At 31.5% G+C, this 14022-nt stretch carries 15 protein-coding genes; all 15 read left to right on the top strand.

Features of this window, described 5'->3' with window-relative positions; all coding sequences use genetic code 11:
- The coding region (locus tag ACJAX4_RS15695; protein WP_435790391.1) for an iron-sulfur cluster assembly scaffold protein at positions 1–159 on the top strand (159 nt) is incomplete at its 5' end.
- A gap of 10 nt (positions 160–169) precedes the next feature.
- Positions 170–1246: a tRNA 2-thiouridine(34) synthase MnmA gene (mnmA, locus tag ACJAX4_RS15690; RefSeq protein WP_435790390.1), complete on the top strand. Its 1077-nt coding sequence runs from the start codon at positions 170–172 to the stop codon at positions 1244–1246.
- A gap of 92 nt (positions 1247–1338) precedes the next feature.
- The gene (gene nifU, locus ACJAX4_RS15685) at positions 1339–1734 is read left to right on the top strand and encodes a Fe-S cluster assembly scaffold protein NifU (protein WP_435790389.1); all 396 of its coding nucleotides are present in this window, start codon (positions 1339–1341) and stop codon (positions 1732–1734) included.
- 82 nt (positions 1735–1816) lie between these two features.
- Complete coding sequence (locus ACJAX4_RS15680) at positions 1817–2323, top strand: PRC-barrel domain-containing protein (RefSeq protein ID WP_435790388.1); 507 nt, start codon at positions 1817–1819, stop codon at positions 2321–2323.
- A complete protein-coding gene (locus tag ACJAX4_RS15675) occupies positions 2310–3338 on the top strand; it encodes an AI-2E family transporter (RefSeq protein ID WP_435790387.1) in 1029 nt (342 codons plus the stop codon). The genes ACJAX4_RS15680 and ACJAX4_RS15675 overlap by 14 nt, the downstream gene beginning before the upstream one ends.
- A 351-nt stretch (positions 3339–3689) precedes the next feature.
- Positions 3690–6335, top strand: a complete 2646-nt coding sequence (gene alaS, locus ACJAX4_RS15670) for an alanine--tRNA ligase (protein WP_435790386.1) — start codon at positions 3690–3692, stop codon at positions 6333–6335.
- Between the two features lie 160 nt (positions 6336–6495).
- Positions 6496–6753: an IreB family regulatory phosphoprotein gene (locus tag ACJAX4_RS15665; protein WP_291639771.1), complete on the top strand. Its 258-nt coding sequence runs from the start codon at positions 6496–6498 to the stop codon at positions 6751–6753.
- Between the two features lie 74 nt (positions 6754–6827).
- A complete protein-coding gene (ruvX, locus tag ACJAX4_RS15660; RefSeq protein ID WP_435790385.1) occupies positions 6828–7247 on the top strand; it encodes a Holliday junction resolvase RuvX in 420 nt (139 codons plus the stop codon).
- 65 nt (positions 7248–7312) lie between these two features.
- Positions 7313–7570, top strand: a complete 258-nt coding sequence (locus ACJAX4_RS15655; RefSeq protein ID WP_435790384.1) for a DUF1292 domain-containing protein — start codon at positions 7313–7315, stop codon at positions 7568–7570.
- A gap of 121 nt (positions 7571–7691) precedes the next feature.
- Positions 7692–8144, top strand: a complete 453-nt coding sequence (locus tag ACJAX4_RS15650; RefSeq protein ID WP_435790383.1) for a Fur family transcriptional regulator — start codon at positions 7692–7694, stop codon at positions 8142–8144.
- Positions 8145–8373: 229 nt separating this feature from the next.
- Positions 8374–10197, top strand: coding sequence for a translational GTPase TypA (gene typA / locus ACJAX4_RS15645; RefSeq protein WP_435790382.1), 1824 nt, complete (start codon positions 8374–8376; stop codon positions 10195–10197).
- Between the two features lie 21 nt (positions 10198–10218).
- A complete protein-coding gene (mltG, locus tag ACJAX4_RS15640; protein WP_435790381.1) occupies positions 10219–11217 on the top strand; it encodes an endolytic transglycosylase MltG in 999 nt (332 codons plus the stop codon).
- A gap of 103 nt (positions 11218–11320) precedes the next feature.
- Positions 11321–11995, top strand: coding sequence for an O-methyltransferase (locus tag ACJAX4_RS15635; RefSeq protein ID WP_435790380.1), 675 nt, complete (start codon positions 11321–11323; stop codon positions 11993–11995).
- On the top strand, positions 11995–13218 hold the full coding sequence (locus ACJAX4_RS15630) for a peptidase U32 family protein (protein WP_435790379.1): 1224 nt from the start codon (positions 11995–11997) through the stop codon (positions 13216–13218). The genes ACJAX4_RS15635 and ACJAX4_RS15630 overlap by 1 nt, the downstream gene beginning before the upstream one ends.
- Positions 13218–13841 carry a uridine kinase gene (gene udk, locus ACJAX4_RS15625; protein ID WP_435790378.1) on the top strand — a complete coding sequence of 208 codons (624 nt, stop codon included), beginning with the start codon at positions 13218–13220 and terminating at the stop codon, positions 13839–13841. Before ACJAX4_RS15630 ends, udk begins: the two co-directional genes overlap by 1 nt.
- Positions 13842–14022 lie beyond the last annotated feature (181 nt).

The following is a 14022-nucleotide window of genomic DNA, read 5'->3' as shown; positions in this document are numbered from 1 at the left end:
GAAGCTTTAGATGGGCTTCCACCAATAAAAATGCACTGCTCAGTGCTTGCTGAAGAAGCTATACACAAAGCAATTAATGATTATAGAAGTAAAGCTGGACTTGAAGTATGGGATTATAAAGAACACGGTGATATACATGCGCAGGTTCACGGAGAATAGGAGATATTAAATGAAAAAAAAAGTAGTTATTGGAATGAGTGGCGGAGTAGATAGTTCTGTAGCTGCATATCTTTTAAAAGAACAGGGCTATGAAGTTATAGGAATTATGATGAAACTATCTCCAGATAATCCTGATTATGAAGAAAACGAAAGTGGATGTTGTTCTATTTCTGCTGCGAATGATGCAAGACGTGTTGCAGATGTGTTAAACATACCTTTCTATGTAATGAATTTTAAGGATGTTTTTAAAACAAATGTTATTGATAACTTTATAGATGAATACATGGAGGGTAGAACACCTAATCCATGTATCGTTTGTAATAAAGTTATTAAATTTGAAGAATTCTTAAGAAAAGCAAAAGGTCTTGGTGCTGATTATATAGCCACAGGTCACTATGCTAAAGTTGAAAAAATAGAAGGCAGGTATCTACTAAAAAAATCGGATGATGATAAAAAAGACCAGACGTATGCTCTGTATACTTTAACTCAAGAGCAATTAAGTCATACTCTGATGCCGTGTGGAGACTATACTAAGCCGAAAATAAGAGAAATCGCAGAAAAAATAGGACTAGAAGTTTATAGAAAAAAAGACAGTCAAGAAATTTGTTTTATACCTGACAATGATCATGGAGCTTATATTGTAAAATATAGTGGCAGGAAAATCAAGAAAGGTAACTTTGTTGATAAGAAGGGGAAGGTACTAGGAGTACATAAGGGGATTGTTTACTATACCATAGGACAAAGAAAAGGACTAGGGATTGCTCTAGGCAAGCCTATTTTTGTGACTGATATAAATCCTCTAACTAACCAAGTGATTTTAGGAGACGAAGAAGATATTTTTAAAACCACACTTATAGCAAAAGATTTAAATTTTATAATGTTTGATAAGATTGAATCGGATTTAAGAGTTACAGCAAAGATTAGATATTCTGCAAAACCTCAATTAGCTACTTTAATTCCATTAGAAAATAATAGGATGAAAGTTGTTTTTGATGATAAGCAAAGGGCAATAACAAAGGGACAATCAGTGGTTTTCTATTTAGATAACTCAGTAGTTGGCGGAGGAATAATAGAGGAAATTTTATAAGTTCGATATAAACAAAGCTACGCGTATAGAGGGGTGTCTAGTTATAAAACTAGGTATCCCTCTATGTTTATAGAAAAAGGAGAGTGATTAGCATGTATAGTGATAAAGTTATGGAACATTTTTATAGTCCTAGAAATATGGGGATTTTAGGTTGTGCTAACGGTATTGGACAGGCGGGTGACACTAATTGCGGTGATATAATGAAGATTTATATAAAGGTGCAGGATAACATAATTACAAGTATTAAGTTTAAGGCTTTTGGTTGTGGTTCGGCAATAGCTTCTTCTAGTATTGCTACAGAGCTTATAAAGGGCAAAACACTAGAGGATGCATGGAAACTAACCAACAAGTCAGTTATTGAAGCACTGGATGGATTACCAGCGTCAAAAGTGCATTGTTCTGTTCTTGCAGAACAAACTATACATAATGCAATAAATAATTATAGGGAATCTCAAAAGCTTGAACCTTGGAAAGACGATATAAAATAAAAAAATTATGTAATAACTTTTAGGCTAATTGGAAAACATAATTATAATAAAAAATAATTGTGTTGTTTAAATAGGAGATATTATGTTTAAAAGCAAAGATTTTAAATTTATGAATGTGGTCACTGTGGAGGGTAAGAAAATCGGATTTATTAAAGACCTATTAGTAGATTTTCATAATGGAAAGGTAATTGGCTTCCTAGTATCCCCTTATCAATTTTTTCGCAAAAATGTTAGTGTATTAAAAGAAGATATAATATATTTTAACAAACATATGGTAGTTAAAAAAGTGGAGAACAATAAGTATCTATGTTTGCATAGCTTTGTTAATATGGATGTAATAGATAAATGTAGTAACATATTTGGTATGGTTGAGGAGATTAATTTCACAGGTGATACCTTTGAAATAAGAGGTGTTATAGTGTCCTCAGGATTTATTCCGAATTTACTTAGGGGAAAAAGAATAATGCTAGTAAATGAACTTATACTTGGGGAAGAGAATCTTTTATACATTCCAAACTGCGAAGAGCATTCTTTTAAAAGCATGCCACATAATTTTTTTGTTAAGGTAAATGCAAATGAAAAAAGTTAGCAAAATAAAACTGGTTATTGGGATTGTTAGTATTATTCTTTTTTTAGTAGTAATTGGTATGGCAATAAGAATACCAATTATAAAACAACTAACTAACTTAGTCATTATTTCCTTCGTTGTGGCCTATATACTAAAACCAATATATATGGTTTTGATTAACAAATATGTAAATAAAAAGTTAGCTTCTGCTTTAATAATAGTTGGGCTCGTGGGACTAATAATATTAACTTTTGTATTGATTATTCCATCTATATTTAGCGAAGGCTCAAATCTTAATAAATCAATAAATGATTTAGGAAAATACTTGACCCATGCAAATTCAAAAATAAAAATTCTAAACAAAAACAAAGTCATGAGTGGCATTGTAGATACAGTATATAGCAAAGCAAATGCACAAATAATTGTGATATTAGATAAAATATTAAGTTTGATTATGAGCCTCTCTGAGAATTTAATAACTTACATGGTTTCGCCTTTAATAATCTACTACTTTTTATGCGATAGTGAAAATATGATTAATAAGGCATTAATAATTTTTCCGCCTGAGAGTAGAAATATAATAAAGAAAACCATTGAGGATATTGATAAAATATTAGGGAAATATATTATAAGTCAACTTATCCTATGTGGATTCATAACTGTTGCTACCTTTTTCATTTTGCTATTCTTAAAAGTCGATTTTCCACTTATACTGGCACTAATAAACGGAATTTTTAATATAATACCATATTTTGGACCAATATTCGGGGTAATACCTGCTATTTTTATAAGTCTTCTAATTTCCCCTAAAACAGCTTTATATGTAGTAGTGTGTTTTTTTGTACTTCAGCAAATTGAAGGCGATGTGTTATCACCAAAAATTATTGGCGATAGTATAAGCATGCATCCGCTAACGGTAATAATATTATTGCTTATAGGCGGGAGTGTTGGAGGGATTTTAGGTATGATAATAGCAGTGCCACTTGGCGTAATAGTTAAAGTTATATATCAGGACTTAAACTATTATTTATTTTAAGTATGATTTGTGTTTATTGATGAATCAAGGTAATATATGCTATAATATATATATGTATAATTTAATATTTGGTAATGATGAGAATAAGTAAATAAATTGCAACATTTAGAGAGGAAGTGTAGGGTGAAAACTTCTTGTTGCATATATTGAAGCTATCTTTGAACCATTTTTAATTGAGAGATATTGCTATATGATTAATTTATATTAATTATGTTGTCATATAATTAGGGTGGTAACGCGGAAAACTTTCGTCCCTTGTATTGGGGGAGTGAAGTTTTTTTTATATTATAAAAAAATATGAGTTTTTAAAAACCACGTGCAAAAACGTGATAAATAAATGGAGGAGATATTATGGAAAAGTTAGGGCTGAATGAAATCAGAGAATCCTTTCTAAATTTTTTTGAAAGTAAGGGACATCTTAGGCTGGAGAGCTTTCCGCTAGTGCCTAAGAACGATAAAAGTTTGTTACTTGTAAATGCAGGAATGCAACCACTTAAACCTTATTTTACTGGACTTCAAACGCCGCCAAATACGAGAATAACTAATTGTCAAAAATGTATTAGAACAGGTGATATTGAAAATGTAGGCAAAACCTCAAGACATGGTACTTTCTTTGAAATGCTTGGTAATTTTTCTTTCGCAGATTATTTTAAAGAGGAAATTATTCCATGGTCATGGGAATATGTAACAGAGGTTTTAAATATACCAAAAGAAAATTTATATGTAACCATATATTTAGAGGATGATGAATCTTTTGATTTGTGGAGTAAAAAAACTGATATTGATACTAGTAGGATTTTTAGACTTGGAAAAGAAGATAACTTTTGGGAAATAGGTCAAGGACCTTGTGGACCCTGTTCAGAAATACACTTTGATAGAAATGTAGAACTAGGGAAAATAAAAACTACTGAAGAATTCGTTAAGGCAGGTAATGATGATAGAGTAATAGAATTTTGGAATTTGGTATTTACACAATTTGACAAAGATGCCCAAGGGATCTACAACATTTTAAAGCATCCTAACATAGATACAGGGATGGGCCTTGAGAGAATAGCTGCGATAATGCAAGATAAAAACAGTATCTTTGAAGTAGATACTATAAGCAATATACTGCAAGAGGTTTCAAGAATTTCAGGAGTTAAGTATGGTGTAAGCCATAAAGAGGATGTATCCCTTCGGGTTATAACGGATCACGTTAGAAGTACAACTTTTATGATAAGTGATGGTGTTATTCCATCTAATGAAGGAAGAGGATATGTTCTTAGGCGACTACTCAGGCGTGCAGCAAGGCACGGTAGGTTACTTGGAATCAAAAATAATTTTCTATATGAGCTTTGTAGTACTGTTATAGAAAATTCTTTTGAAGCATACCCAGAATTAAAAGAAAAAGCTTCTTATATTAAAAAAATCATAAAACTTGAAGAGAAACGATTTTCAGAAACTTTAGATTCTGGTATGGAAATTTTGAGTGGTTATATAGAAGAACTTAAAGAAAATAATATTAACATTTTAAGTGGAGAGAAAGCTTTCAAATTATATGATACTTTTGGATTTCCATATGAACTTACAGAAGAAATATTAGATGAGGTTGGAATTGAAATTAATTTAGAAGATTTTAATATCAAAATGCAAAATCAAAGACAAAGAGCAAGAAATGCTAGGGCTCATTCGGATTATATGGGTAGCGGAGAAAACAAATTAAACATAATACCTAAAAATATTGTAACAAAATTTGACGGATATGATAAAACAGAATTGCAATCTATGGCTAAAGTCTTAATTTGCGACGAAGAAATTGTTTCAGAGATTTTAAAGGGCTCAAGAGGCATTATTATAACAGACGTTACTCCATTCTATGCTGAAATGGGAGGACAAACTTTTGATAGTGGAATTATTTTTAATGAGAATTTCAAAGCAGAGGTTTACGACTGTCAGAAGAGTGCTTCAGGTAAAATAATTCACTTGATAAAGATGATGGAAGGTTCACTTAAGCAGGATGAATTAGTAACTCTAGTGGTTGATAAGGAGAAAAGAGCGTCAGTTTGTAAAAACCATACAGCGACCCATATGCTACAGGAAGCACTAAAAATGGTTTTAGGTGATCACGTTCACCAATCAGGTTCTTATGTTAATGAAGAAAGATTGAGGTTTGACTTTACTCATTTCTCCGCGTTAACTCAAGATGAAATAAGAAAAGTTGAGCATATTGTAAATCATAATATTATGCAAGTATGTAAGGTTGAAACTAATGTTATGACTAAGGAAAAAGCAAAAGACAGTGGTGCGGTAGCATTGTTTGATGAAAAATATCAAGAGGATGTTAGGGTAATATCTGTAGGAAACTATAGCATGGAATTATGTGGTGGTACTCATGTGAAAAACTCAGGAGAAATTGGAATGTTTAAAATTGTATCTGAAGCTGGAGTTGCAGCAGGTGTTAGAAGAATTGAAGCTATAACAGGTAATAAATCAATTGAATATATAGAAGATAAAAATAATTTGGTGAAAAATATCGCAAGCACACTTAAATGTACAGAAAAAGACATAATAAATAGGTTGCAAATTCAATTGGCAGAATTAAAAGACAAAGAAAAGGCAATAATATTGTTAAAAGGAAAATTAGCCTCATCTTCAGGAGAGGAAATTTTAGACGACATCAAAGATGTTAAAGGTATTAAAGTTATTTGCGGTATTGTGAAAGATCTAGAGGTAGAAGCCTTAAGAGATTTGGCAGATAAACTTAGAGATAAACTTGTAAGTGGAGTAGTTGTCCTTGGAAGTACCACCAACGATAAAGTACACTTTGTTGCTATGGCATCTAAGTCTGCAATAGATAGTGGAATCCATTGTGGGAAAATAATTAAAGAAGTTGCTAAAATAGCTGGTGGTGGTGGCGGAGGAAGACCCGACATGGCACAGGCTGGTGGAAAACTTCCTGAAAAATTAGAAGAAGCCATAAATACTGCACCGTCTATAATTGAAACTATGGTAAAATAGTATACTTTTTGCAAGAACTGTTTTATAATATAACTAATAAGACTAAATCTAATCCATGTTAGTATATAGTGTGGAACTTATTGTAGCTAAGAACTGTATTAAATCACCAAAAGGTGTATTTTACAATAATTAGTGCGTAATAGGGGAAGGGGCGTATAGAATGGATACTAATGAAAATACAGTCCAATTTGATTTTGTAAAAGATAAAAAAGATTTAACAAAAACTATTCTGACTGACGTGTATAATTCGCTTATAAAAAAAGGTTATAACCCGGTAAATCAAATGGTAGGATATTTAATTTCCGGAGATCCGACGTATATAACGAATTATAATGGAGCAAGAGCGCTTGTAAGAAAGCTAGAGAGAGATGAAATATTAGAAGAAGTTTTAAAATCTTATCTAGACATTAAAAAATAAAATGTCCTTAGGGACATTTTATTTTTTAATGTTGATGTTATGGATTAATTAGTTAATATTAAAGGAGTATATGAATGAGAATATTAGGCTTAGATATTGGAGACAGAACAATAGGGGTAGCTGTTTGTGATCCACTAGGATTAACTGCACAAGGAATCACAACAATTAAGAGGAAAAGTGTAGTTTTAGATATTGAAGAGATTGCACAGATATGCAAAAAGTATGAAGTGGAAACTATTGTCTCTGGACTTCCTAAAAACATGAATGGTACTATAGGACCACAAGGTGAAAAGATTCAGCGTTTTTGTGACAAGCTCAAAGAAATTATGGATTTAGAAGTAAAAATGTGGGATGAAAGATTAACAACGGTAGCTGCTAACAGAGTAATGCTCGAAGGAGATTTATCTAGAGCAAAAAGAAAGAAAATTGTAGATAAAATTGCAGCTACATTCATTTTGCAAGGATATTTGGATAGTTTGGGAACACGTCTATAAAGATTTATTAAATATAGAGTATAAATAAAATAATACTAATTGTAAAATAGAAAGGAGAAATTAAGATGGATAATAATGTTGAAACAATACTATTAAACGATGAAGAAGGTAATGAAGTAGAATTTGATGTCATAACTAAATTAGATATTGAAGACAAAGAATATGTCATAGTTGCACCAACTGGAGAAGAGGATATTGATGCAGTTGCACTTAGAGTTGATAAGGATGAAGATGGTAAAGATATATTAGTTACAGTGGAAGATGATGCGGAGTTTGAAATGATATCACAAGCTTATGATGCGGTATTTTCTGAGAACCTTTAATTTATAGTAGCCCCTAAATGATTATCAATTGACAATGCACTGAAATAGTATTAAAATTAGATTATAACAAATGTAATTTTAGTTGATGGGGCAAATAGTACTTATATAAAGGGGGATATTTATGTCGAAGTTATCTCTAGAGAGCATTGAGAGTTTAAAGGAAAATTTAAAAAAAGAAGGGTATAAGCTTACTCCTCAGAGAAGAGCTATTTTAAATGGCATAATTAAAAGTGAAGGTAGCCATCTTACTGCGGAAGAACTATATGACTTGGTTAAATCAGACTGCCCAGAAATTGGTCTTGCTACAATTTATAGAACAGTTCAACTTTTAGAGGAAATGGGTACAATTAGGAAGCTAGACTTAGATGATGGTTGCAGTAGGTATGAACTTAACCATGAAGATGAGACTCATCAGCATCACCATCTAATATGCAAACGCTGTAGCAAGGTAATTGAGGTCGAGGGTGACTTACTTGACGAATTAGAATCAATTGTTGAAAAAAAATATGATTTTAAAATTGAAGATCATAGTTTGAAATTTTACGGTGTTTGTGATAAATGTATTGGGGAATAACTCGTTTTCTGAAATATCAAGCGTTTTTTTTAGGAAATGGTAATATTTAATGATGCAACTAGAGTAGATTTGTCATTTAATAATAATGAATTATCTGTTTAGTTGACATTTTTGCTACATAATATTAAAATAAGAATAGTAATGCGGAAATTGGATGCTGCAAAACGTATCCAATTTTCGTTTGAGTAAAATTTTAAACACACGAAAAAAAATTGGAGGATTAATTAATATGGATTTATTTACAAGAAATGACGTTAGAAATATAGCAATAATTGCCCACGTAGATCACGGCAAGACAACAATAGTGGATTGTTTACTTAAACAAAGCCATGTTTTTAGAGAAAATGAAAGAGTACAAGAAAGAGTAATGGATTCTAATGATTTGGAAAAAGAAAGAGGAATAACAATTCTTTCTAAGAATACAGCGGTAATGCATAATGGAATTAAAATTAATATAGTTGATACTCCGGGTCACGCTGACTTTGGTGGAGAAGTAGAACGAGTACTTAAGATGGTTGATAGTGTACTTCTTGTAGTGGACGCATATGAAGGTCCAATGCCACAAACTAAATTTGTATTGAAAAAGGCATTAGAATTAAACCTTAAACCAATAGTTGTTATAAACAAAATTGATAGAAAAGATGGTCGTCCTACAGAAGTGCTTGATGAAGTCTTTGACCTATTTGTTGAACTTGGAGCAGATGATGAACAATTAGACTTTGCAGTAGTATATGCTTCTGCTAGAGAAGGGTTTGCTAAATTTGAAATTGATGATGAAAGTGACAACATGGAACCATTATTTGAATCTATAGTAAAGAATGTAAAGGCACCAGATGGTTATTTAGAAATGCCACTTCAAATGCTTATTTCAACTATTGATTTTAATGAGTATGTTGGTAAAATTGGAATTGGTAAAATCGAAAGAGGAACAATCAAAAGAAATCAACAAATAGCACTTATAAGAAAAGATGGTTCAATAAACAATGTTAAAGTTTCAGCTCTTTTCGTTTACAATGGTCTTAAAAGAGAAGAAACAGAAGAAGCAATACTTGGTGATATCGTAGCAGTTTCTGGTATTCCAGACATTAACATCGGAGAAACAATAGCTGATATTAATGAACCAGAAGCACTTCCATTCATTGAAATTGATGAGCCTACATTAACTATGAATTTCATGGTTAATAATTCTCCTTTTGCAGGTCAAGAAGGAACTTATGTTACATCAAGACACATAAGAGATAGACTTATGAAAGAACTTGAAACCAATGTTAGTTTAAGAGTAAAAGAAATTGATGATGGTTTTGAAGTAAGTGGAAGAGGAGAACTTCATCTTTCAGTTCTAATTGAAACTATGAGACGTGAAGGATATGAATTCCAAGTGTCAAAAGCAAATGTTATATATAAAGAGGTAAATGGCCGTAAAACAGAGCCAATTGAGTTCCTTACAATTGACGTACCAGAAGAATTTATGGGCGTAGTAATGGAGAAAATGGGACCTAGAAAAGCAGAAATGGTTAATATGACTTCTGCTATAAATGGATACACTAGATTAGAATTTAAAATACCATCAAGAGGATTAATTGGATTTAGAAGTGAACTTATGACTGATACCAAGGGTAATGGAATAATGAATCACGTTCTAGATGGTTATGATAAGTATAAGGGAGAAATTCCAGATAGAAGTAGAGGATCATTAATTGTATTTGAAGGCGGCGAGTCAGTAACTTACGGATTATTTAATGCTCAAGATCGTGGTACTCTTTTCATAGTGCCAGGAGTAGCTGTATACGCTGGAATGATTGCAGGGGAATGTGCAAGAGCTGGAGATATGGAGATAAATATTTGTAGAAAGAAACAATTAACAAATACTAGATCTTCAGGAGCTGATGAATCACCGAAACTAGTTCCAGTAAAACAAATGACACTAGAACAGTGCTTAGAATTTATTTCTATAGATGAATTGGTTGAAATTACTCCTCTAAACATTAGAATGAGAAAAAGACTATTAGACTCAGGACAAAGAAAAAGAGCAAGTAGTAAATCAAACAAATAGTTTAATCTATGGGGTGGTTTAATGAAAAAGATAGGGCTATTAATGGTGGTTTTAGTAGTTTGTATATTATTTACTAATTATAAGTATAAAGAAATAATACAGCATCCTATTAAAACGGATAAAGATGTCCATGTTACAGTTAAAAATGGAGATACTCTATATAGTATACTAGATGATTTAAACCAAAATGGGGCTATAAAAAGTTCAAGTGTTTTAAAGTTTTATATCAAAACAAATAAGATTAAATCAAATGTTCTCCCTGGAAGGTTTTTCATTCCGAAAGATGCTACAGTAAGTCAATTAATAGCCATTATATCGACTATCGGAAATGATGAGGATATAATTAAAGTTACTGTACCAGAGGGATATGACATAGATAGTATTGCAACGCTATTAGCACAAAAGAACATAATTACCAAACAAAAGTTTGTAGAAAGCTGTAAAACATATAAATTACCTACTTATATTGTTGGAAAAGAAAACCGAAGATATAATTTGGAAGGTTTTCTTTTTCCAGCTACCTATGATTTTAAAGCTGATATGGGTGGGAATGAAATAATAAAATCCATGTTGAACAAGTTTGAAAGTACAATAAAAGATTTAAAAAAAGAAAAGCCTATTGATATGGAGAAATTGGACAATTTAATAATAATGGCATCTATTGTAGAAAACGAAGTTAGTGATACAAAAGAATTAGATATAGTAGCTTCAGTTTTCTATAACAGACTAAAAATAGACATGAAACTTCAATCTTGTGCCACTGTTTTGTATTCTTTAGGTAAACATAAAGATAAACTATTAAATAGTGATTTAAAAGTAAAATCACCTTATAATACTTACATAGTGAATGGTTTTCCCATAGGGCCAATATGTAACCCAGGAAAGCAATCTATTAAAGCAGCCTTGTCGCCTGCTACAACAAACTATTTGTATTTTGTTTCCACTAATGATGGGAAACATTTTTTTACAGATGACTATAAAAAATTCTTAGATGTCAAAGATGCAACACAAGGATTTTAATCCTGTGTATTAGTTACAAGTGAATAAATAACAAGTCAATATTATGTTTATTTGACTTGTTATTTATTTGCTTGTATTTTAATTAGTTTCTGGAGGAAATTAAATGAGTGGGATAACATATGATTATATGGAACAATATTTAAGAGATTTAATTCCGGTAAGTACTGGGATTTTAGAAGAACTTGAAAGTTTTGCTATGGAAAACAGAATTCCAATAGTTCAAAAGGAAACAGCCAAATTTTTAGAACTCATGATTACTATAAATAGACCTAAAAAGATTTTAGAACTTGGCACTGCCATAGGCTATTCAGCTATCTTAATGAATCTAGCTTCTGGTGGGGAATGCGAAATCACTACTATTGAGAGAGACGAAAAAATGATAGAGATTGCAAAAGCTAACATAGAAAAATGCAAACTAGGAAGTAAAATTACTGTTCTTAAAGGAGATTGCCTTGAAATTCTAGAAAATCACAAAGGTGAATATGATATGATTTTTATAGATGCAGGTAAAGGACACTATAATCATTTTCTTCCTCACTGTCTTAGACTATTAGGCAAAAGAGGAGTTCTTATTGCCGATAATGTCCTTTTTAGGGGAATGGTTGCGTCGAAAGAACTTTTTGAACGTAGAAAAATCACTATAATAAAACGTATGAAAAGTTATTTAGAATTAGTATCTAATAATGATGAACTTATAACTTCTGTAATACCAATGGGCGATGGAATCTCAGTTACGGTAAGAAGAAGTACAGATAGCAAAGAGGAGGAATTGAGCTAATGAAACCAGAAATACTAGCACCTGCAGGTAATTTAGAGAAATTAAAAGCAGCTATAAATTTTGGTGCAGATGCAGTTTATTTAGGTGGAAGTAAATTAAATTTAAGGGCTTTTGCAGATAATTTTAGTAATGAAGACTTAAAAGAAGGAATAGATTTTGCACATTTAAGAGGTAAAAAGGTATATGTTACAATAAATGTTTTTGCTCATAATGAGGATTTAGATGGTTTAGAGGATTACTTAAAAGAGGTATATAAACTAGGCGCGGATGCTATCATTGTATCTGATCCAGGAATTATTATGACAGCAAGAGAGGTTGTTCCAAATTTAGAAATCCATTTAAGCACTCAAGCTAACAATGTAAACTATAAATCAGCTATTTTTTGGCATAAGCAAGGCGTAAAAAGAATTGTCCTTGCAAGAGAATTATCTCTAAAAGAAATTAAAGAAATTAGAGAGAAATTACCTGATACTTGTGAACTTGAAGCTTTTGTTCATGGATCTATGTGCATGTCCTATTCGGGGAGATGTCTCATGTCAAATTATATGACGAGTAGAGATGCAAATCGTGGACAATGCGCTCAGCCATGTAGATATAAATATTTTTTAACAGAAGAAAAAAGGGATGGGGAATACTTTCCTATAATTGAAGATGATAAAGGTACATACATAATGAATTCAAAGGACTTATGCATGATTGAACATATACCAGAACTTATGGAATCAGGTATAATGTCTTTTAAGATAGAAGGAAGAATGAAGAGCTCATATTATGTTGCTTCTGTATGTAAATCATATAGGGAGGCGGTAGATAATTATATATCTGATCCGGGAAATTATAAATTTCAGCAAAAATGGTTGGATAATCTTCTGAAACCTAGCCACAGACAATATTACACCGGGTTTTATTTTGGAGATCCCAATAAGCAGATATATGAATCATCCTCATATATTAGGAATTATGATATTATAGGAATTATAAGGGAATATAACGAAGAAAGTAATATTGCGCTTATTGAGCAAAGGAATAAAGTATTTCAGGGTGATACAGTTGAAGTACTAAGACCTGTAGGAGATAATGTTTTAATTGTTCTAAGTGATATGAGGAATTCTAAAGGACAAAGCATAGCCTCTGCTCCTAGCGCTCAAATGTTATTTACTATAAATACATGCGAAGAGCTTTGTAAGGATGATATACTTATAAAATCCAAGGAGGAAAAATAATGCATCGTCCGATTTTAATAGGCATAGCAGGGGGAACAGGTTCAGGAAAGAGCACTATTGCAAGAGAAATTTATAAGCATTTCGATTCAACATGTATTGCAATGATTGAACAGGACTCTTATTATAAGGATCAAAGTTCCCTTTCTTATGAAGAAAGGGTCAAAACGAACTATGATCATCCGGATGCTTTTGATACTTCACTTTTGGTACATCATCTAAATCTTCTTCTAGGAGGGGAATCAGTTAAAAATCCCATATATAATTTTGAAATACATAATAGAACAGAAGAAACAATAGTTGTGTATCCAAGAGAAATTATTATAGTTGAAGGAATTCTTGTACTTCAGGAAAAATGTCTTCGTGATATGTTAGACATTAAAATATATGTAGATACTGATACAGATGTGAGGTTCATAAGAAGACTTGTGAGGGATATTAATGAGAGAGGTAGAACAACGGATTCAGTTATAAATCAGTATTTAAATGTTGTTAAACCAATGCATGAACAATTTACTGAGCCTACTAAAAGGTACGCAGATATTATAATACCTGAAGGTGGTCAGAATAAAGTAGCTATAGATATAATTACTGCAAACATAAGTCAAATACTTCAAAAACATTAAAAGTAAAAAACAAATATAAAGTATAGAACATCTTATTATAGGCGAGAATTAGTCTAGGTGAGGTGTTTTTATGTATAGTGGAAATAATATGTTTGGAAATGCAAATTATAAGGATGAAATTAAAAAAAGGTCTTGGACAATGATGGTTATTTTTATGCTTTTATTTTGTTTATTGATTTGG

Source organism: Clostridium sp., from assembly GCF_051278035.1.
In the GTDB taxonomy this organism is placed as follows: Bacteria; Bacillota; Clostridia; order Clostridiales; family Clostridiaceae; genus Clostridium_AD.
Note: the sequence above shows the minus strand (reverse complement) of the source record. Positions and strands in the feature narration are given on the sequence as shown.